This window comes from Variovorax sp. R-27, assembly GCF_049913215.1.
Classification (GTDB): Bacteria; Pseudomonadota; Gammaproteobacteria; order Burkholderiales; family Burkholderiaceae_C; genus Variovorax.
The window spans coordinates 4324304-4342438 of sequence record NZ_CP183984.1 but is presented as its reverse complement, the minus strand read 5'-3'; the positions used below and the strand labels follow the sequence as shown (position 1 = coordinate 4342438).

At 67.0% G+C, this 18135-nt stretch carries 21 protein-coding genes; 11 read left to right on the top strand and 10 right to left on the bottom strand.

What is annotated here, in order from left to right; all coding sequences use genetic code 11:
* The first annotated feature begins 10 nt into the window (after nt 1-10).
* The 5 genes from ACN9MV_RS20395 to ACN9MV_RS20375 all read left to right on the top strand — a co-directional run bounded on the left by ACN9MV_RS20395 (nt 11) and on the right by ACN9MV_RS20375 (nt 3574).
* The gene (locus tag ACN9MV_RS20395) at nt 11-451 is read left to right on the top strand and encodes a MaoC family dehydratase N-terminal domain-containing protein (protein ID WP_093050690.1); all 441 of its coding nucleotides are present in this window, start codon (nt 11-13) and stop codon (nt 449-451) included.
* Between the two features lie 14 nt (nt 452-465).
* The gene (locus tag ACN9MV_RS20390; protein WP_093179544.1) at nt 466-885 is read left to right on the top strand and encodes a MaoC family dehydratase; all 420 of its coding nucleotides are present in this window, start codon (nt 466-468) and stop codon (nt 883-885) included.
* A 25-nt stretch (nt 886-910) separates the two neighbouring features.
* On the top strand, nt 911-1741 hold the full coding sequence (locus ACN9MV_RS20385; protein WP_097198822.1) for an SDR family NAD(P)-dependent oxidoreductase: 831 nt from the start codon (nt 911-913) through the stop codon (nt 1739-1741).
* A gap of 2 nt (nt 1742-1743) precedes the next feature.
* Nucleotides 1744-2532, top strand: a complete 789-nt coding sequence (locus ACN9MV_RS20380) for an enoyl-CoA hydratase-related protein (RefSeq protein ID WP_426389202.1) — start codon at nt 1744-1746, stop codon at nt 2530-2532.
* A 100-nt stretch (nt 2533-2632) separates the two neighbouring features.
* Entirely contained in the window at nt 2633-3574 is a 942-nt protein-coding gene (locus tag ACN9MV_RS20375) for a LysR family transcriptional regulator (protein ID WP_176928711.1), read from the top strand.
* A 12-nt stretch (nt 3575-3586) separates the two neighbouring features.
* On the opposite strand, the gene ACN9MV_RS20370 is transcribed toward ACN9MV_RS20375, so the two are convergent.
* The 6 genes from ACN9MV_RS20370 to ACN9MV_RS20345 form a co-directional block, all read right to left on the bottom strand.
* Nucleotides 3587-4591 carry an isopenicillin N synthase family dioxygenase gene (locus ACN9MV_RS20370; RefSeq protein ID WP_426389201.1) on the bottom strand — a complete coding sequence of 335 codons (1005 nt, stop codon included), beginning with the start codon at nt 4589-4591 and terminating at the stop codon, nt 3587-3589.
* 34 nt (nt 4592-4625) lie between these two features.
* Nucleotides 4626-5456, bottom strand: coding sequence for an ABC transporter permease (locus ACN9MV_RS20365; RefSeq protein ID WP_426389200.1), 831 nt, complete (start codon nt 5454-5456; stop codon nt 4626-4628).
* Entirely contained in the window at nt 5453-6286 is an 834-nt protein-coding gene (locus ACN9MV_RS20360) for an ABC transporter ATP-binding protein (RefSeq protein ID WP_426389199.1), read from the bottom strand. The genes ACN9MV_RS20365 and ACN9MV_RS20360 overlap by 4 nt, the downstream gene beginning before the upstream one ends.
* Nucleotides 6283-7311, bottom strand: coding sequence for an adenosine deaminase (locus ACN9MV_RS20355; protein WP_426389198.1), 1029 nt, complete (start codon nt 7309-7311; stop codon nt 6283-6285). Before ACN9MV_RS20355 ends, ACN9MV_RS20360 begins: the two co-directional genes overlap by 4 nt.
* 1 nt (nt 7312) lies before the next feature.
* Nucleotides 7313-8443: an ABC transporter substrate-binding protein gene (locus tag ACN9MV_RS20350; RefSeq protein WP_426389197.1), complete on the bottom strand. Its 1131-nt coding sequence runs from the start codon at nt 8441-8443 to the stop codon at nt 7313-7315.
* A 179-nt stretch (nt 8444-8622) separates the two neighbouring features.
* Nucleotides 8623-9555, bottom strand: coding sequence for a DUF2167 domain-containing protein (locus tag ACN9MV_RS20345; protein WP_093050667.1), 933 nt, complete (start codon nt 9553-9555; stop codon nt 8623-8625).
* A 188-nt stretch (nt 9556-9743) separates the two neighbouring features.
* Between ACN9MV_RS20345 and ACN9MV_RS20340 the strand changes: the two genes are divergently transcribed.
* The 3 genes from ACN9MV_RS20340 to ACN9MV_RS20330 are packed head-to-tail and all read left to right on the top strand — an operon-like array spanning nt 9744 to nt 10971.
* The gene (locus tag ACN9MV_RS20340) at nt 9744-9998 is read left to right on the top strand and encodes a ParD-like family protein (protein WP_426389195.1); all 255 of its coding nucleotides are present in this window, start codon (nt 9744-9746) and stop codon (nt 9996-9998) included.
* Nucleotides 9998-10789 carry a type I methionyl aminopeptidase gene (map, locus tag ACN9MV_RS20335; protein WP_426389194.1) on the top strand — a complete coding sequence of 264 codons (792 nt, stop codon included), beginning with the start codon at nt 9998-10000 and terminating at the stop codon, nt 10787-10789. Before ACN9MV_RS20340 ends, map begins: the two co-directional genes overlap by 1 nt.
* Complete coding sequence (locus ACN9MV_RS20330) at nt 10789-10971, top strand: hypothetical protein (RefSeq protein WP_426389192.1); 183 nt, start codon at nt 10789-10791, stop codon at nt 10969-10971. Before map ends, ACN9MV_RS20330 begins: the two co-directional genes overlap by 1 nt.
* Before the next feature lie 34 nt (nt 10972-11005).
* Here ACN9MV_RS20330 and ACN9MV_RS20325 read toward each other — a convergent pair whose 3' ends face one another.
* The 4 genes from ACN9MV_RS20325 to pip all read right to left on the bottom strand — a co-directional run bounded on the left by ACN9MV_RS20325 (nt 11006) and on the right by pip (nt 15654).
* Nucleotides 11006-11692 (bottom strand): Fe2+-dependent dioxygenase, encoded by a 687-nt coding sequence (locus ACN9MV_RS20325; RefSeq protein ID WP_093050628.1) that lies wholly within the window; start codon nt 11690-11692, stop codon nt 11006-11008.
* Nucleotides 11693-11718: 26 nt separating this feature from the next.
* A complete protein-coding gene (locus ACN9MV_RS20320) occupies nt 11719-14019 on the bottom strand; it encodes a TonB-dependent receptor (RefSeq protein WP_426389190.1) in 2301 nt (766 codons plus the stop codon).
* A 178-nt stretch (nt 14020-14197) separates the two neighbouring features.
* Complete coding sequence (locus tag ACN9MV_RS20315; protein WP_093081559.1) at nt 14198-14620, bottom strand: cupin domain-containing protein; 423 nt, start codon at nt 14618-14620, stop codon at nt 14198-14200.
* Between the two features lie 80 nt (nt 14621-14700).
* On the bottom strand, nt 14701-15654 hold the full coding sequence (pip, locus tag ACN9MV_RS20310; RefSeq protein WP_426389189.1) for a prolyl aminopeptidase: 954 nt from the start codon (nt 15652-15654) through the stop codon (nt 14701-14703).
* 105 nt (nt 15655-15759) lie between these two features.
* Here pip and ACN9MV_RS20305 point away from each other — a divergent pair, with 105 nt between their 5' ends.
* From ACN9MV_RS20305 to ACN9MV_RS20295, 3 genes are read left to right on the top strand one after another with little or no spacing between them, the layout of a single operon-like run.
* Nucleotides 15760-16218 carry an ArsR/SmtB family transcription factor gene (locus tag ACN9MV_RS20305; RefSeq protein ID WP_093179562.1) on the top strand — a complete coding sequence of 153 codons (459 nt, stop codon included), beginning with the start codon at nt 15760-15762 and terminating at the stop codon, nt 16216-16218.
* Nucleotides 16107-16568 (top strand): SRPBCC family protein, encoded by a 462-nt coding sequence (locus ACN9MV_RS20300; protein WP_093179515.1) that lies wholly within the window; start codon nt 16107-16109, stop codon nt 16566-16568. The genes ACN9MV_RS20305 and ACN9MV_RS20300 overlap by 112 nt, the downstream gene beginning before the upstream one ends.
* Nucleotides 16561-18132 carry an MFS transporter gene (locus tag ACN9MV_RS20295; protein ID WP_426393184.1) on the top strand — a complete coding sequence of 524 codons (1572 nt, stop codon included), beginning with the start codon at nt 16561-16563 and terminating at the stop codon, nt 18130-18132. Before ACN9MV_RS20300 ends, ACN9MV_RS20295 begins: the two co-directional genes overlap by 8 nt.
* The last annotated feature ends 3 nt before the right edge of the window (nt 18133-18135 follow it).

Below are 18135 nucleotides of genomic sequence, written 5' to 3'. Positions count from 1 at the left end.
AGGCCACCCGATGATCGACAAGAAATGGATCGGCCACGAGCTGCCGCCTTCGGTGCTGCCCATCGAGCGCAGCCGCCTGCAATTCTTCGCCAAGGCCATCGGCGAGACCGACCCCGTCTACACCGATGCCGCCGCCGCGCGTGACGCCGGCTACCCCGACCTGCCCGCACCGCCGACCTTCCTGTTCGCGGCCGAGCTCGACTCGGGTGCGTCCGACAGATTGCTGGCCGACCTGCAGATTCCGCTGTCGAAGCTGCTGCACGGCGAGCAGGGCTTCAGCTATCACCGGCCGGCCTGCGTGGGCGACACGGTGACGGTGCGCTCCACCATCACCGACATCTACGACAAGAAGAACGGTGCGCTCGAATTCGTCATCAAGACATCGCGCGCCACCAACCAGCGCGACGAACTGGTGGCCGAGCTGCGCACGGTGATCGTCTGCCGTCATTGAAGGAACCCGCACCGATGAATGCCCTGACCTACGACGCCGTGAACATCGGCGACGAGCTGCCCTCGCTGCAGCTGCCGCCTGTGAACCGCACCACGCTCGCGCTGTTCGCCGGCGCCTCGGGGGACCACAACCCCATTCACATCGACACCGATTTCGCGCGCAAGGCCGGCATGCCCGACGTGTTCGCGCAGGGCATGCTGGGAATGGCCTGGCTCGGGCGCCTGCTCACGCAGTGGGCGCCGCAATCGCAGCTTCGGCGCTTCGACGTGCGCTTCCAGGGCATCACGCACCTGGGGCATGCGGTGCAGTGCAGCGGGCGCGTGGTCGAGAAGCTCGAGCACAACGGCGAGCGCTGCGTGCGCGTCGAGGTGCTCAGCGCCAACCAGTATGGGCAGACGCGCATCGCGGGCGAAGCGCTCGTCGCGCTGCGCTGAGATCAACCGAAGAAAGAATAGAGACATGACACTCAAGCTCGGCGGCAAGGTCGCCCTCATCACAGGTTCGGGTCGTGGCATCGGCCGGGCCATCGCGCTCAAGCTCGCATCCGAAGGTGCGCGTATCGTCGTCAACGACCTCGATGCCGGGCCGGCTGAAGAGACCGTACAGGCCATCCGTGCTGCCGGCGGAGAAGCGGTGGCCTGCGTCGGCAGCGTGGCCGCACCGGACTTTGCCGAGCGCTTCGTCGGCACGGCGGTGAACGAATTCAAGGGCCTCGACATCATCGTCAACAACGCCGGCTACACCTGGGACAGCGTGGTGCAGAAGATGACCGACGAGCAGTGGTACGCCATGATCGACGTGCACCTCACGGCACCGTTCCGCATCCTGCGCGCGGCGCAGCCGGTGATCCGCGCGCTGTCGAAGTCCGAGACCGAGGCGGGCCAGCGCGTTGTGCGCAAGGTGGTCAACATCTCGTCGGTGGCGGGGCTGTTCGGCAACGCGGGGCAGGCCAACTATTCGGCGGCCAAGGCCGGCATCGTCGGCATGACGCAGACGCTGGCCAAGGAGTGGGGCCGCATGAACGTCACCGTCAACTGCGTGGCCTTCGGCTTCATCCAGACGCGGCTGACCGCGAGCACCGCCGAAGCCACCACTGCGAACATCGAGGGCCGCGAGATCAAGGTGGGCATCAACCCGGGGCTGCTGGCGATGATGGAGCAGTCCATTCCGCTGGGACGCGGCGGCACGCCCGAAGAAGCCGCAGGCGCGGTGTACCTGCTGTGCGCGCCCGAGTCGGACTACGTGAGCGGGCAGACGCTGATGTGCACCGGCGGGCTCACGGGGGTCTGAGCATGAACATCAGCGAAGGCATTGCCTGGGGCGTGGAGGAGGGCGTCGGACGCATCGTGCTGAAGCGGCCCGAGCGCGCGAATTCCCTTGGCTTGGTGAACGGGCGCGCGCTGGTACGGGCCATCGACGAAGTGCTGGCGCAGAAGCCGCGCGTCATCCTGCTGACCGGCGAGGGCAGGGTGTTCTGCGCCGGCGGCGCCATCGATGAATTCGTGGCGGCCGGCGAAGCGCTGCCCGAGCTGGTGAGCGAGATGCTGGACAGCCTGCACCCGGCATTGCTGCGCCTGTCGAACAACCCGGCGCCGCTGGTCGTGGCGGTGAACGGAGCGGTGGGCGGCGCCGGCGTGGGGCTCGCGCTGTGCGGCGACTTCGTGCTCGCCGCCGAATCGATGAAGCTGCGCACGGGCTACGCGGCCATCGGGCTGTCGCCGGATGCGGGCGCCTCGTACTTCCTCGCGCGCCGCGTGGGGCCGGTGCGTGCGCAGCAATTGCTGATGCTGAGCGATGCCGTCGACAGCCAGCGCTGCCTGGCGTGGGGCGCCGTCGATGCGCTCTACGCGGATGCCGAACTCGCAGCCGCCGCCGAAGCACTCGTCACGCGGCTCGCCCATGGCGCGAGCGGGTCGTTCGCGGCCATCAAGACCCTGTGCGCCGGTGTGCCGGGCCGGGCTTTCGATGAGCATCTGGCGCTGGAGCAGAAGCTGCTGCGCGAACGTGCCGGCAGCGCCGATGCGCGAGAGGGCGTGGCGGCGTTCGTAGCCAAGCGCGCGCCGCGCTTCACCGGTCGCTGAGGCACGGCGCCTGCATCGCATTCGCCGCGCCATGCGGATGGGATGCGTGCAAGAATCTCCGCGGCGCTTTCGCTTTGCGCCCAGCCCACGGAGTTTCTTCTTGAGTCTTGTCTCCACGACCTCGCTTCGGTACTTCGCCGAAGTCGTTCGCACCGGTTCGATCAGGGCGGCTTCCGAGAACCTGTACGTCGCGGCATCCGCCATCAGCAGGCAACTCGCCATGCTCGAGGACTCGCTGGGCGCACCTTTGCTGGAGCGGCGCCAGGGGCGCGGCAAGGTCAAGCTCACGGCGGCCGGCGAGATCTTGATGCGGTATCACAAGAACGTCGTCAAGGAGTCCGGGCGGCTGCATTCCGAGATCGAGGCGCTGCAGGGCCTCAAGCGGGGCCACGTCAATTTCGGCATGCCCGAATCGTTGACGCGCGACTTCATGCCGCAGTTCTTCTCCGGCTTTGCCAAGCGTTACCCGGGCATCTCGTTCAGCGTGAAGGTCAGCGGCAGTCCCACGCTGGCGGAGATGCTGCTCGAAGACGACCTCGACGCCTGCTTCACCTTCGGGGACATCGCGTTCCAGGATCTTTCGATGGTCTATACGCGGTTGCTGCCGCTCTATGTGCTGGTGCCCACCGGGCATCCGCTCGAGGGCTACAAGTCGCTGCGGCTTTCGGATTGCGCCGAGTACAGCCTGTCGTCGCTCGACTCGTCGCTGTGGGCCAAGCAGCAGTACGACGAGATGCTCGCGAAGGCGAAGATCCGGCCGCGCATCGCGCTGGAGACCAACTCTTACGAACTCATGCGCAACGTGGCGGCAGAGGGCATGTGCCTCACGTTCACGACCACGCCGCTGGAAGACCCGTTCGGGCGTCCCAGGGCCGGCTCCTATGTGCCGCTGAAAGACCCGCGCGCCAGGCCGCAGCGCCTGGCGCTGTGCGTGCACAAGGGCCGCAGCCTGCCGATACCGGTGGCTGCATTTCTCTCGGAACTCACGGTTGCGCTGGAAGAGGCGGAGCAGCGTGCCGAACAGGGCCGCCCCGCCGCTTGAGGCCCTGAAGCCTTACCCCGCGGCCAACTCCGCAGGCGTCTTGTACTTCTGCACGGCCGCGAACCGTCGCACCAGGTAGTCGCCCGACTTGATGGGCGCATGGCTGGGCTCGCCTTCGCCGGGCGCGAACTCGGGCAGGCAGGCCACGGGCGTGTCGTAGTCGAGGTTGAAGAATGTGGGGATCGAGTAGCGCTCCTTGCCCGTGCGGTTCGCGACGCGGTGCCTGTTGGACACGTAGACGTCGTTGGTCCACACCTTCACCAGGTCGCCCAGGTTGATGACCAGCGTTCCCTCGACGTAGGGCGCGGCCACCCATTCCCCACCGCGTGTGCACAGTTCGAGGCCGCCGATAGGGTCTTGCGCCAGCACGGTCAGCATGCCGTAGTCGGTGTGCGCGGCGGCACCGAGTTCGAGGTTGGTGAACGACTCCTGCGGCGGGTAGTGAAAGAGCCGCGACTGCACCATCGGCTTGGTGGCGTACTGCAGGAAGAAGCCTTCATCCTTGCCGACGGCCGAGGCGAAGATCTTCAGCAGGTTGCGGCCGAGTTCGATGGTGGCGTTGAAGTACGCCATGGCCGCGGGCTCGAGCCAGGGCTTGTCCGCAGGCCAGCGATTGGGGCCGTGCAGCGGCCGCCCGTTCGCAACGTCGGGGTCCGTCAGCGGCAGGTCCATGCCGAGTTCGTAGCTCTCCTTCAGGTCCGGCTTGTGGCCCGGATGCTGCGTGACGCCCATGGGCATGAAGCCGCGTCGGAAGCGCTCGTCGATCTGGTCCTTCATGCGCTCCTCCATCGGCAGCGACATGTAGCGGCGGGTGGCGTCGAACACGGTGTCGATCACGGCCTGCGGCACCCCGTGGTTCCTGACGTAGAAGAAACCGGTGTTGGTGCATGCGGCCTTGAACTGCTCGACCACCAGCCCGATCGGGCCGCCGGCCAGCCACGGGCCCAGGTCGAGAATCGGCATTTCCTGCGCGGAGGCCCTGCGGGGTGCCTCGAGCTTCTGTTCGTCTTGGATCATTGCGTTGCTCCTTTGTAGGGGTTGTGTTGTTGCTTCATGTGCCGCGAGACAGGTCGGTGAACGCGTCCGCCCAGAACACCACGCGCCGCGCAATCGCCTTCATCAGGCCGTGCAGCACGATGCCGATGGCCGAGAGAACGATGAGGATCGCGAACATGCCCGCCGCGTCCATCGAGAAGTTGCGCTGCAGGATGAGATAGCCCAGCCCGGCCTGGGCGCCAACGAACTCGCCCACGATCGCGCCGATCACGGCCAGCACGATGCCGATGTCCAGCCCGGCGAACACATAAGGCAGCGCGTGCGGCAGCCGGACCATGCGGAACACATGCCAGGAAGACGCCGTGAATGCGCGCATCAGGTCGATCTGATCCCTGGGCGCCGAGCGAAGCCCCACGATCGTGTTGGCGAGCACCGGAAAGAACACGATGGTCGCTGTGATCACGACCTTCGACGTTGTGTCGAAGCCGAACCACAGCACGAACAGCGGCGCCACGGCCACCTTGGGCACGGTCTGGAACGCGACGACGTACGGGTAGAGCACCAGTTCGAGCAGCGCGCTCTGGCCGATCAGCGCGCCGAGCAGAAAACCCGCGAACGCGCCGAGCGCGAAGCCCGCAAGAATCTCGTAGAGCGTCACCCACAGGTGCGGCCACACCTCGCCTGACTGGAAGACGTCATAGATGGAGCGGGCCACGCCCGCGGGCCCCGGGAAGATCAGGTGCGAGATGCCCAGCGCGCTCACCACGAGCTGCCATGCGGCAATCACGGCCACGAAGACGGCCGCGATCAGCGCCTTGCGCCGCGAGGGGGTGAGCCACGGCGCGGGCGGCTCGAAGTCGATGTTCTCGGTGTTCGCGGTGCTCATCCGTCGAGCCCTCCACTGGCGTTCAGGTTGGTCCGGATGTCGCGGACATGGCTGCCGAATCTCTCGGTGTTGATGAGCTCCAGCGTGCGGGCGGCGGGCAGGTCGACGTCGATGACCTTCGTGACGCGCCCGGGCCGCGGCGACATGACGATCACGCGGTCGCCGAGGAACACGGCTTCCGGAATGCTGTGCGTCACGAGCATGATCGTGGCGCCGGTGCGTTCGCGCAGCTTCAGCAGCTCGACGTTCATGGTCTCGCGCGTCATGGCATCGAGCGCGCCGAAGGGCTCGTCCATCAGCAGCAGCATCGGGTCGTTGACCAGCGCCCGCGCAATGCCCACGCGCTGCTGCATCCCGCCGGAAAGTTCGCCGGGGTACTTGGTCTCGAAGCCGGCCAGCCCCACCAGATGCAGGTAGTGGAGGGCGCGTTCGCGCGCGACCTTGGGGTCGCGCCCCTGGATCTGCGCGGGCACCAGCACGTTGTCGAGGATGTTGCGCCACGGCAGAAGCACGGGCGCCTGGAACACCACGCCCACATCGCGGCTCGGCCCGGTGTGGCGCCGCCCGCCGAGTTCGACCGTGCCGCGGCTCGCACGCTCGAGGCCGGCCAGGATGCGCAGCAAGGTGCTCTTGCCGCAGCCGCTCGGGCCGACCACGGTGACGAATTCGCCGCGTTCGACGCTGAAGCTCACGTCGTGCAGCGCGACCACATCCGCGCCGTCCTTCGATCGGAATGTCTTGTACAGGCCTTCGAAGCGGAACGCCGGTACGGCGCCCGATGCTTCCTGCAGCGTCGTCCGTCTCGGCGGAAATTGAACGATTGCGTTCATGCCGGTGCCTGCTCCGCGCCGTGGGCCACCCATGCATCGATGGCGCGAAGCGCGGCGCTGCGTTGCAGCGGCGTGATGAAGGCGGCCTCGAAGCTGTTGCGCGCCAAGCTCACCATGTCGTCGCGCCCGAGGCCGAGCGCCTGTTGGCACGCAAGGTAGTTGTCGTTGACGTAGCCGCCGAAGTAGGAGGGGTCGTCCGAGTTGACGGTCACGCACAGGCCTGCGTCCATGAGCCTGCGCAGCGGGTGCGCGGCCATCGAAGGCACCAGCTGCAGCTTGAGGTTGGACAGCGGGCACACCGTGAGCGGAATGCGCTGCTGCGCGAGTTGCGCGACGAGCGCGGGGTCGTCGAGACAGGCGTTGCCATGGTCCAGGCGCTGCACCTGCAGCAGTTCGACCGCTTCGCGCACATAGGCGGCCGGGCCTTCCTCGCCCGCATGCGCCACCACCTTGAAGCCGCGTTCGCGGCAGCGGCGGAAGAACTCGGCGAACTTCGAGGGCGGGTTGCCCACCTCCGCACCGCCGAGGCCGAAGCCCAGCAGCCGGTCGTACCAGGGGCGCAGGTCGTCGAGAAGGGTGAGCGCCTCGTCTTCGCTGCGGTGGCGCTGCACGACGACGATCAGGCCCGAGCTGATGCGGTCTTCGGCCTGCGCGGCTTCCATGGCGCCGAGCACGCCTTCCATCACCACGGCCAGCGGCACTGCGCGGCTGGTGTGGCCTTGCACGCCCAGGAACATTTCCGCATGCAGCACGCGATCGGCATGCGCGCGGCGCAGGTAGTCGCGCGTCACGTCGTGGAAGTCCTGCGGCTGGACGAGCACACGGCAGCCGTCGTAGTACAGGTTCAGAAAGTCCTGCAGGTCGGTGAAGCGGTAGGCGGCGCGCAGCTCTTCTTCCGTCTGCCAGCGGATGGCCACGCCGTTGCGCCGGGCCAGCCGCAGGAAAAGCTCGGGCTCGATCGAGCCTTCGATGTGCATGTGCAGTTCGGCCTTGGGCAGGCCCGCGACGAATTGTTCGGGCGTCACGTCACAGCCCCTTGCAGGCCTTGGCGGCCTCGATGACGGCGTTGCGGTCGAAGCGGTTGATGGCCTCGACGAAGCCGGGCTTCAGGTAGAGCATCGACTCGGGCGGCAGCGTGCGCTTGATCAGGCCGTCCTTGAGCATCGCGTCCTGCATTCGGCCGTAGGCGGCCGGGCTCATCGAGCCGATCAGCTTGCCGCCGTTCATGGTCTGTGCGTCGGCCATCGTCTGGAGTTGCGTCTGCAGGAGCGCAAGGTCCCACTTGGCGAGCGTGGCCTCGTCAGCACCCGTGGGCTTGGCGCCGGGAAAGTGCTTCCAGTGGATCTGGCGGGCGCACTCGGGATCGGTCTGTGCGAACAGCGTCGCCTTGGCCGCGCCGCGCGCGATGGCCTCGACCATGGCCGGGTCGGCGTCGATGGTCTTCTGCATCGCGGCGAAGGTGAAGTCGGGCAGCGAGCGCCACGTCGGATCGAACAATATGCGCATGTTCGCGCCCGCGTTCTGGAAGCCGGTGAGCGCGGAGCCCCAGAACATCAGCGCCTGCACGCGGCCAGCGCGCATCGCCTCCAGCGCCGGCGCGCCGGCACCGGTGGCAATGATCTGCACGTCGGTGTCGGGGTTGACGCCGTTGGCGCGCAGGTAGCCCTTGAGCAGCGGCATGCCACCCGTGCCCAGGCTGAAGATGCCGATCTTCTTGCCCTTGAGGTCCGCCACCGTCTTCACGGGGCTGTCCTGCGGCACGCCCACGCCCCAGTCGATCACGCCGGTGCCCATGAGCCCGCGCACGGCGACGTTGTTCTCGGTGTTGGCCTGGATCAGCCCGGTGGAGTTGATCTGCGCGAAATCGACGCCGCCGGCCACCATCTGCTGGATGCCCTGCAGCGAGCCTCCGGTGGTGACGATCTTCACGTCGTAGCCTTCGTCCTTCCAGTAGCCCAGCGCGATGGGCAGCGTCAGCCAGGGGTAGGTGACGTTGACGACCTGCGTGCCCAGCGCGATGGTCACGGGCTTCAGCGGCTTGTTCTGGGCCTGCGCCACGGTGGCAGACAGCAGGAGGACCAGGGCGGCGAGCGCGGCCGCAGCCCGTGCGGCAAAGCGGGCAGGGCGGGCGAAGGCGAGTTTCAGGTGGGGGGGCATGAACGATCCTGTGTTGGTCGGATCGTTGCGAGATTAGCCCTGGGAACCAATCGCTGTGGATCAATATTCCGTCAGCATTGTTCTGATTTTTCGCACATTGAATCGCCCGGTTCGCGTGCTGTTCCGGTGCGGCGTGCAGCGCCTCGTGCGGAGGCTCGTCCGCACGGGGCTGCTGTTTGCTAGTTGCTGTTGCGCTTGAACAGCTTCGCGATGCCCCAGAGCGCCGCGCCGCCCGCCACCACGGCCAGCTTGGCGAATTTGGCCAGGAAGGCCAGGGCGATGGCGAAGAGGCCCAGCTTCTTCACTGCCACGCCTGCCACCAGTGCGGCCAGGCCATAGGCGGCGACCTTGTCGGTCGAGGAGTTGAAGTCTGCGTACTTCTTGCCGTCGTCGTACTGGATCGCGCCGAGCAGCTTGCTCGCGTCGGGCTTGTACTTGTCGAGGTCCTTCGCGTTGGTGATGAGGTTCAGGCTCAGGTAGCCCTCGCGGCCCAGCGCGTAGGTGTTGTAGTTGACGCCCTGGTTGCCGTCGGTGCTGCCCTTGCGCTGGGACAGGGCCGACCACACGAGGCGGTGCGACGCAGCCTCGTACTGCGGCTTCTGCGCCCAGCCCGTGACCTCGATGGCGGGAATGCCGCGCTTGGCGCGCTCCTCGTTGGCGGCCTCGGTGCCCTCCTTCAGGCTCTTGAGCAGGTCGTCGGCGTTCCAGTCCTTCGCGTCGTCGTCCTTGATGTAGCCCTCCTTGACGAACTTCACGACGGCCATCCAGTCGGCGTCGTCGGCGGGGAAGACTACGCCGACAAAGGTGTCGTCGGTGCGGTTGCCCATGCTGCGCATCAACTGCGCGGCCGCGGGCGTCGGCACCCACACGTAGCCGGCAGGCAGCTGCAGGTGGGCCTGGTCGCGCAGCACGATGTCGGCGGGGCCGGCTTTCTGCACGGCCTTGGCGGCCTTGAATGCGGCGTCCTGTTCGGCTTCCAGTGAACTGGCGGTCGAAGCGGGGGCAGTGGTGGACGGGGTGGTTGGCGATGCGGCGTGAGCGGTGTTGTGCGCCACGAAAGCGGCGCACGCGAGCAGCACGCCGGCCGTCAGGCGGGCGGTTTGAATACGCAAGTTCTCTCTCCTCGGTTGTTGTCTGTTTGGCGAGCCGGGAGAGTTTAAGAGTTCAGGTATCGCTCCATTCATACGTCTGCTCGAGATGCCGGCGCTGGGTGGTGCTGTGCTCGATCAAGTGCAGGGCCATACAAGCAGGGCCATACAAGACGTATATAATTCATATACGTTTCATATAGAGGTCGCCGATGGGCATCGTAAAAATTTCGGACTTGATGCACGAGAACCTGCGAGTGGCGGGGAACGCTCTCAGCAGGTCCATCAATGCACAGGCAGAGCACTGGATGCGGGTCGGCATGCTGACAGAGATGCACCCGGAGCTGGACTACCGGGAAATCTGCCAACTGTTGATACAGGCTGACCTCGCGGGGGGGCTGGACATCGCCGCGGCTGTCACGATTCAACCCGGCAAGCCCCGCGCGTCCTCGAGCGGAAAACACTGATGGCTCACGGCGTTCCCATCAAGTCCGCCGAGGAGCTTGAAATGTCACGGCGTGCCGGCAGGCTTGCCGCAGAGGTTCTAGCCATGATCGAGCCCCACGTCGTGCCGGGGGTGAGCACGGAGACGCTCGACCGGATCTGCCACGACCACATCGTGAATGTCCAGGGCGCCATTCCAGCGAACGTGGGGTATCAGGGGTATCCGAAGACCGTTCTCACTTCCGTCAACCAGGTGGTTTGCCACGGCATCCCCTCGGCCGACAAGATTCTGAAGAAGGGAGACATCGTCAACATCGATGTCGCCGTCATCAAGGACGGCTGGTTTGGCGACACGAGTCGCATGTACTTCGTCGGAGCTCCCAGTGTGTTGGCTCGGCGCCTTGTGGAGACGACGTACGAAGCAATGCTGGCCGGAATCCGGCAGGTCAAGCCCGGAGCGACTCTGGGCGATGTTGGCCATGCCATCCAGTCGGTTGCCCACCGGGAGCAATTCAGCGTGGTGCGCGAATACTGCGGGCACGGCATCGGCCAGATCTACCACGATGAGCCGCAGGTGCTGCACTATGGGCAGCGCGGGGGAGGGCTCAGGCTGGAGCCGGGGATGGTTTTCACCATCGAACCGATGCTCAACGCAGGCAAGCGCGAAACCAGGCAATTGCCTGACGGATGGACAGTTGTGACAAAGGACCGGTCTCTGTCCGCCCAGTGGGAGCACATGGTGGCTGTAACGTCCGAAGGCTATGAGGTGCTTACGCCCTGGCCTGGAGGCACAGGCGCCTACGCACCGGTTTGATGCTGAGCCTGGGCGAAAAAACGCTTCACTTTTCGTGTCGCCCGACAGTTGTTGAAATTCATGGCGCCGGCGGGTACCGCCACCAGATCGCCGAGGCCAATCACTACAGCTTTACCGACGTACCGCTGTACCTGTCGCGCCCGGCGACGTTGCCGCGGCGGCGAGACGGCATCCGGGGGTGAGTGGCGGAGTGTCGAGCCGGGAGAGTTCAAGAGCTCAGGTATCGCTCCATTTGCGAAGCAGGTTGTGATACGTGCCCACCAGCGTGCGGCGCGCCGATTCGTCGGCGCCGCTCTGGTTGAGGCGCTGGATCGCGTTGTCCATGTCGAACAGCAATGCGCGGTCGCCTGCGTCGCGCACGAGGCTCTGCACCCAGAAGAAGCACGCGAGCCGCACGCCGCGCGTGATGGGCGTGACCTGGTGCAGGCTGGTGGCGGGGTAGAGCACCATGTCGCCGGCCGCGAGCTTCACTGTCTGCATGCCGTGCGTGTCTTCCATCTGAAGCTCGCCGCCGTCGTAGCTGTCGGCATCCGACAGGAAGAGCGTGGCCGACAGGTCGGTGCGCAGCTTGCGGCCGGTGCGCGGGTCGATGCGCACGCCGCCGTCCACGTGCAGGCCGAAGCGCATGCCTTCGCTGTAGCGGTTGAACATCGGCGGGTACAGCAGGTTGGGCAGCGCCGCGCTGATGAAGGTCGGATGGCGTTCGAGTGCGCTCGCCACGATGGCCTGGCATTCGTGCGCCACCGCCGAGCCTTCGTCGATCTGCTGGTTGAACTTGACCGGCGCGCCCTGGTGGCCCGCGGTGACGCGGCCGTCGACCCAGGCGTCGCCGGCCGCATCGAGGCGCGCGCGAACTGCCGCGAGCGCTTCGCGGTCGAGGACGCCGGGAATGCAGACCAGCATGTTGTGTCGAATGCTCCTGGGGAAACTCAGAGCCGGTAGGTGAGCGACAGCGTGGCGGCGCGGCCCGAGCCCGGCACCGCACGGCCGCCGTCCGATGGGATCAGCGCGTCGTAGTAATGGCGATTGGCCAGGTTGAACAGGTTCAGCCGGATGTCGTACTTGGGCTGATGGTAAGCCACCATCGCGTCCAGCCGCGCATAGCCGCCGACCTGCACGAGGTCGGTGTTGTTGGCGAAGCGCCTGGCGCTGTAGGTGGTGCCGCCGCCGATCTCCCACTCGGGCGTGATCGCGTAGGTGGCCCACAGGCTGGCCGCGTCCTTCGGCGTGTTGGCGGGCACCTTGCCGAGCGTGCCGGGCGCGATGCCGTCGATGATGGTCGCGTCCAGGTGCGTGTAGGCGCCGAACAGCTGCAGCTTGTCGGTCACGCGGCCCGCGACGCCGGCACGTGCGCCGTTCACGCGTATCGTGCCGGTCGCGCTGTAGGTGCCGTCGCTGTTCTGCGAGCGCGCATTGGTCTGCGTGATCTGGAACGCGGCGGCTGTCAGCGAGAGGTTGCCGTCGTTCAAGTCCCACTTGCCGCCGACTTCATAGGCCTTGTTCTTCTGCGGTGGCAGCGGCTGCGTGCTGCCCGTGGTGGCCACCAGCTGCTCGAGCGAGGGGTTGAACGAGGTGCTGTACGACACGTAGTACGACTGCTCGGGCGTCGGCTGCCAGATGGCGCCGGCGCGCACGCTGGTGAAGTCGACGGTCTGGCTTTCGGAGGCGAGCGTGGTCGCGGTCGGAATGCTGTTGTAGATGCTCGCGCGGTAGTGGTCTTGCCGCACTCCGGCCACCAGCTTCCACTGCGGGCTCAGCTCGATGGTGTCGTTCACGTAGCCCGCGACGGTCGTCGCGCTGGCGGTGGCCAGGTTGCCGGGCAGCGAGGGCGCGGTGCTCGGCGTGTTGCCCTGGTACGGCGCGAGCAGCGGCGAGCAGGTGGCATAGCCACTGGTGCCGCCAGCCGGGTTCAGCGCCACGCCCGCGCAGGTGCCGTTGCGGTAGTAGGCCTGGTTGTCGTAGGTGTCGTGGCCCAGCTCCAGGCCGGCGAGCAGCGTGTGCTTGATCGAGCCGGTGGTGAACTTGGTGTTGAGCTCGGTCAGGTTGAACAGCGACTTGTCGTGGATCGTGCGGTCATGGCTTTGCTGGCGCACCCACAGGCTGCTCAGCGGCAGCGACGAGAACGCGGCGGCCGGCACGGCCGTGGTGCCGGTGGAGAAGGGCGTGAACACGCCCTTGGCCGACAGCGTGCCGATGCTCTGCGGCGCGGTTTCGCGCGCATCGGTGGTCACGTCGTTGTACTGCGTCTGGTTGCGGATCGAGGTGTCGGGCGTGAGCTTGTGCTGCACCACCGCGCTGAAGGCCTGGATGTCGGAGATCGTGCGGTCGTCGCTGAAGCCGTAGGCCGTGTCGCGGTCGACCTTCACGGGGTGGCCGTTGAGCGGCGGCACGCCGTAGTCGGGCTGGTCGCGGTTGTGCTGCACCAGCGCCGAGAGAGTGACCTGCGTCGGCGTGTTGATGCCGAACTTCAGCGAGGCGTCGAGGCCGAAGTCTTTCAGCTTGGTCTGCTCGCGCGTGCTGGCGTCGCCCTGCTGGCCCATGGCCGCGATGCGGAAGGCCGAGGTGTCGGACAGCGGGCGGTTGATGTCGATGGTCGAGCGCACGAGCCCCGTGGTGCTCGCCGACACCGAGACCTCGCCCGCGGGCGTGAGCGACGGTTTCTTCGTGACCTGGTTGATCACGCCACCGGTGGAGCCGCGGCCGAACAGCATCGACGACGGGCCCATCAGCACCTCGACCGATTCGAGCGCGAAGGTGTCGCGGTAGTACTGGGCGCGGTCGCGCGCGCCGTCCAGGTAGATGTCGGTGCGCGCCGAGAAGCCGTTGAGGTTGATGTTGGTGCCGATCTGCCCGCCCTCGGCACCGCCGATGGTCAGGCCCGGCACGTTGCGCAGCGCGCTTGCGAGCGAGGTCGCTCCCTGGGACTGCATCACGGCCTGGTTGATGACGGTGACGGATTGCGGCGCATCGCGCAGGTCGGCCGGCAGGCGGTTCAGCGAAGACGGGTTGGCGCCGAAGCCGGTCTTGTCCTGTGCGCCCTGAACCTGCACTTCGCGCAGCGTGGCGGGGACGGAGGTGCCGGGGGCAGGCGCAGGCGCAGCGGAGGGCGAGGAAGCCGCGGGCTGCGCGGCTTGCTGGGCGAATGCGGTGGGGAGGGACGAAGCACACAGGCCGATCAGGGCGAGTGCGATGGGCGTGCGGCGACGCATCGGGCGAGTGGAGCGGGTCATCGTGAGTGCCTTGGAGACGATGCAAACGAAAGCAGCATCGGCCGGCATTCTGGCTGCGAATGACTCTTGTTTGAAGCATTCCTCGCCGGGTGTTTGGCCGAGGAGACAGCCTCCTGTCTTTACGTGCGAGGTCAGGTGGAAGGCAGGTTTCTTCAGTAGGCCTGCCGCCTGCGCTGACCTACTTCCAGGGCGTAGGCGCCGGAATCTCGCACACCGGCTCCACGTCGATGCTCTTGAAGTCCGCCGGCGAGACGATTTCCAGGTACTCCATGTCGGGCGAATAGTCGAACAGGAAGTGCCGGATGCCCGGGCGCTGGTGCACAACGTCGCCGGCCTCGACCAGCGTTTCCTTGTCTTCGTACATGAAGCGGGCCCAGCCCTTGACCATGATCACGATCTGGAAGTCCGCCTCGTGGCGGTGCCAGCCGGTGCCCGTTTCCGGTGCCATGTTGGCCTTGACCAGATGCGCGATCACCTTGCCGTTGGTGGCCTCGGCGATGCCAAGGTCGCGATAGAGAAAAAAGTCACGCAAACCACCCGATACGAACTCTGTGTCGCCGGGCTTCACGTGGGAGAACTGGGTGGCGGTACGGTCCAGCATGGGGCGCTCCTTCGCAGGTGGTTGTGTGGTGCGGTGCAGCACGCATAAAGCGTTCCCGGGCCGTAGCGGCTGCGCGCGATTCAGCGGCTGGCAAAACCGTCGGTCGCGCGCAGCAGCCGGTCGAGGATGCCGGGCTCCGAGTAGGCATGCCCTGCGCCCTCGATCAGATGGAACTCGGCCTCGGGCCAGGCCTTGTGCAGCGCCCATGCGTAGCGCGCGGGGCAGGGCATGTCGTAGCGGCCGTGCACGATCACCCCGGGAATGCCGTGCAGCCGGTGCGCGTCGCGCAGCAACTGGCCCTCTTCGAGCCAGGCGTCGTGCACGAAGTAGTGGTTTTCCAGCCGTGCGAAGGCCAGCGCGAAATGATCTTCGCCATGCGCTTCGGCAATCGCCGGGCTCGGCAGCAGGGTGATGGTCTCGGCTTCCCACACGCTCCAGGCGCGCGCCGCCTCGATGCGTGCCGCCGGGTCGTCGCCGGTGAGCCGCTTGCGGTAGGCCGCGATCATGTCGCCGCGCTCGGCCTCGGGAATGGGAGCCTGGAACTTCTCCCACTTGTCGGGGAACATCTCCGACACGCCGAACTGGTAGTACCACCGGAGCTCCGCCCGGGTCACGGTATAGATGCCGCGCAGCACCAGTTCGCTTACGCGTTCGGGATGCTTCTGGGCGTAGGCGAGGGCGAGCGTCGAACCCCACGAGCCGCCGAACACCAGCCACTTGTCGACACCGGCGCGCTCGCGCAGACGCTCAATGTCGGCGACCAGATGCCATGTGGTGTTGGCCTCCAGGCCGGCGTGCGGCAGGGACCGGCCGCAGCCGCGCTGGTCGAACAGCATCAGGTCGTAGCGTGCCGGGTCGAACAGCCGCCGGTGTTCGGGCGAGATGCCGCCGCCAGGGCCGCCATGCAGGAACACTGCGGGCTTGGCGCCGGGCGTGCCCGCGCGCTCGTAGTAGATCTGGTGGCCGTCGCCCACGTCGAGCATGCCGCTTTCGTACGGTTCGATCGGGGGATATGGTTGGCGCAGTTCGGTCATTGGAGGGGCCTTTGCCTGTCGATGATTCAGGATGAATGGTCGCACGAAGGGGCTTTTGGGAAGCGCCGCTTGACGGGCCTGCAGGCCTTCCAGATACTCAACCGCATGGTTCACTCAGCCGCTCATCCGGACACCGACGCCCTCGACGCAGTCTTCGCCGCGCTCTCCGATTCCACGCGGCGCGCCGTGCTCGAAGCCCTGGGCGAGCGCAGTCTCAGCGTGACCGAGCTGGCCGGGCCGCACGACATGTCCCTTACCGGCTTCATGAAGCACCTGCGCGTGCTCGAAGACGCGGGCCTGATCTCTCGCACGAAAGAGGGCCGCATCGTGCGCTGCGAGCTGTCGCCCCGGCCCATGCAGGAGGCCGCCGTGTGGTTGTCCCGCTACGAGAAGTTCTGGACCGGGCGCCTCGATGCACTGGCGCGCTTTCTCTATCACCAGGAGGAGACCGAATGGCGAACCCTTCCACCGGCGACGCAGAGCGCCCCTCGCTCACCCTCAGGCGGCACTACCGCGTCTCGCCCGACAAAGTCTGGCGCGCGTGGACCGACCCGCAAGCGCTGAGGCTCTGGTTCGGGCCCGAGGAGATCGTCTCGGTGCCGATCGCCGAGGTCGACCTGCGCGTGGGCGGCCGCTTCCGCGTGGCCATGCTGGCCAACGACGGCGAGACGCACGACGTGAGCGGCACGTATCTCGAAGTGGTTCCGAACCGAAAACTGGTCTTCAGCTGGGCCTGGCGCAGCACGCCCGAGCGCGAGTCGCGCGTTACCGTGCGCATCGAGCCCGATGCCGAGGGCTGCGAGCTGGTGCTGCTGCACGAGCAGTTCTTCGACGAAGCCGCGCGCGATGCCCACAACCACGGCTGGAGCGGAGCGCTCGTCAAGCTGGAGGGCTGGCTAAGCCTCGCTGCCTGAAAGAATGAAGAACACACCAGCCCCGGCCCGCGCCACGATGCGCGAATGGATCGGCCTGGCGGTCATCGCGCTGCCATGCATGCTCTATTCGATGGACCTCACGGTGCTGAACCTCGCGATCCCGTCGATCAGCGAAGACCTCAAGCCCACGGCTTCGCAGTTGCTGTGGATCGTCGACATCTACGGCTTCTTCGTGGCCGGCCTGCTGGTCACCATGGGCACGCTGGGCGACCGCATTGGCCGGCGGCGGCTGCTGCTGATCGGCGCGGGGGCGTTCGGCATTGCCTCTGTGCTGGCGGCGTTCTCGACCAGCGCCAACATGCTCATCGCCACCCGGGCGCTGCTCGGGGTGGCGGGCGCGACGCTGGCGCCGTCCACACTCTCGCTGATCCGCAACATGTTCCTCGATCCGGGGCAGCGCACCATCGCCATTGGCGTGTGGATTTCGAGCTACTCGGCTGGCGCCGTCATTGGCCCGGTGCTGGGCGGCGTGCTGCTGCAGTTCTTTCCGTGGGGCTCGGTGTTCCTGATCGGCGTGCCGGTGATGGTGCTGCTGCTGCTGCTCGGACCCTTGCTGCTGCCCGAGTACCGCGACCCCGACGCGGCCCGGCTCGACCTGGCCAGCGTGGCGCTGTCGCTGGGCGCGGTGCTGCCGGTGATCTACGGTGTCAAGCAGATCGCGGAGCACGGCATGCATGCGATACCGGTGCTGTCGATCGTGCTCGGGCTGGTGCTCGGAGCGCTGTTCGTGCGCCGGCAGAAGCGGCTGGCCGACCCGATGATCGACCTGCGGTTGTTCAGCCTGCCGGCCTTCAGCGTTTCGCTCGGCTCCTACATGCTGGCCTGCTTCGTGATGTTCGGCATCTTTCTGTACAACGCCCAGTACCTGCAGCTGGTGCTCGGCTTGTCGCCGTTGCATGCGGGCCTGTGGAGCATGCCGGGCGCGGGCGCCTTCATCGTCGGCTCGATGGTCGTGCCGGCACTGGTGCGGCGCATGCGACCGGCCTTCGTGATGGGCGGCGGGCTGGCGGTGGCGGCGCTGGGTTTCGGCATGCTGGCCGTGTTGCCCGCGCAGGACGGGCTGGCCTGGATGGTGAGCAGCGCGGTCATCTCCTCGCTAGGGTTGGCGCCGGTGTTCACGCTTGCGACCGACCTGGTGGTGGGCAGCGCACCGCCGGAGCGCGCGGGCGTGGCCTCGGCGATCTCCGAAACCAGCTCGGAATTCGGCGGTGCGCTGGGCATCGCGATCCTCGGCAGCATCGGCGCGGCCATCTACCGCAACACCATGGCCGATGCCGTGCCGATGGGCCTTGCGGGCCCGGCCGAGGTGGAAGCCGCCCGCAGCACGCTGGGCGGCGCGGTCGTGCTGGCCGGGCAGCTTGGCGGGAGCGCGGGCGCCGAACTGCTCGAGGCGGGCCGCGAGGCCTTGCTGCATGGCCTGCGCCTCACGGCCGGCATCTGCGCGGCGGTATTGCTGTTCGTGGGCGGGCTGGTGGCGGTCCGGCTGCGTGGGGCGGCGGTAGCACTCGAAACCCCGGGTGCCGCCGCATTGCCGGAGCGTTGACGA

Bases quoted from the DNA above. Each gene is read 5' to 3' on its own strand.
- ACN9MV_RS20325 (WP_093050628.1), bottom strand. From the start codon at position 11,692: ATGCTGGTCTGCATTCCCGGCGTCCTCGACCGCGAAGCGCTCGCGGCA.
- ACN9MV_RS20350 (WP_426389197.1), bottom strand. From the start codon at position 8,443: ATGCCCCCCCACCTGAAACTCGCCTTCGCCCGCCCTGCCCGCTTTGCC.
- ACN9MV_RS20330 (WP_426389192.1), top strand. From the start codon at position 10,789: ATGCTGAGCCTGGGCGAAAAAACGCTTCACTTTTCGTGTCGCCCGACA.
- ACN9MV_RS20315 (WP_093081559.1), bottom strand. From the start codon at position 14,620: ATGCTGGACCGTACCGCCACCCAGTTCTCCCACGTGAAGCCCGGCGAC.
- ACN9MV_RS20305 (WP_093179562.1), top strand. From the start codon at position 15,760: ATGGTTCACTCAGCCGCTCATCCGGACACCGACGCCCTCGACGCAGTC.
- ACN9MV_RS20365 (WP_426389200.1), bottom strand. From the start codon at position 5,456: ATGAGCACCGCGAACACCGAGAACATCGACTTCGAGCCGCCCGCGCCG.
- ACN9MV_RS20380 (WP_426389202.1), top strand. From the start codon at position 1,744: ATGAACATCAGCGAAGGCATTGCCTGGGGCGTGGAGGAGGGCGTCGGA.
- ACN9MV_RS20340 (WP_426389195.1), top strand. From the start codon at position 9,744: ATGGGCATCGTAAAAATTTCGGACTTGATGCACGAGAACCTGCGAGTG.
- ACN9MV_RS20360 (WP_426389199.1), bottom strand. From the start codon at position 6,286: ATGAACGCAATCGTTCAATTTCCGCCGAGACGGACGACGCTGCAGGAA.
- pip (WP_426389189.1), bottom strand. From the start codon at position 15,654: ATGACCGAACTGCGCCAACCATATCCCCCGATCGAACCGTACGAAAGC.
- ACN9MV_RS20320 (WP_426389190.1), bottom strand. From the start codon at position 14,019: ATGACCCGCTCCACTCGCCCGATGCGTCGCCGCACGCCCATCGCACTC.
- ACN9MV_RS20390 (WP_093179544.1), top strand. From the start codon at position 466: ATGAATGCCCTGACCTACGACGCCGTGAACATCGGCGACGAGCTGCCC.
- ACN9MV_RS20300 (WP_093179515.1), top strand. From the start codon at position 16,107: ATGGCGAACCCTTCCACCGGCGACGCAGAGCGCCCCTCGCTCACCCTC.
- ACN9MV_RS20385 (WP_097198822.1), top strand. From the start codon at position 911: ATGACACTCAAGCTCGGCGGCAAGGTCGCCCTCATCACAGGTTCGGGT.
- map (WP_426389194.1), top strand. From the start codon at position 9,998: ATGGCTCACGGCGTTCCCATCAAGTCCGCCGAGGAGCTTGAAATGTCA.
- ACN9MV_RS20395 (WP_093050690.1), top strand. From the start codon at position 11: ATGATCGACAAGAAATGGATCGGCCACGAGCTGCCGCCTTCGGTGCTG.
- ACN9MV_RS20370 (WP_426389201.1), bottom strand. From the start codon at position 4,591: ATGATCCAAGACGAACAGAAGCTCGAGGCACCCCGCAGGGCCTCCGCG.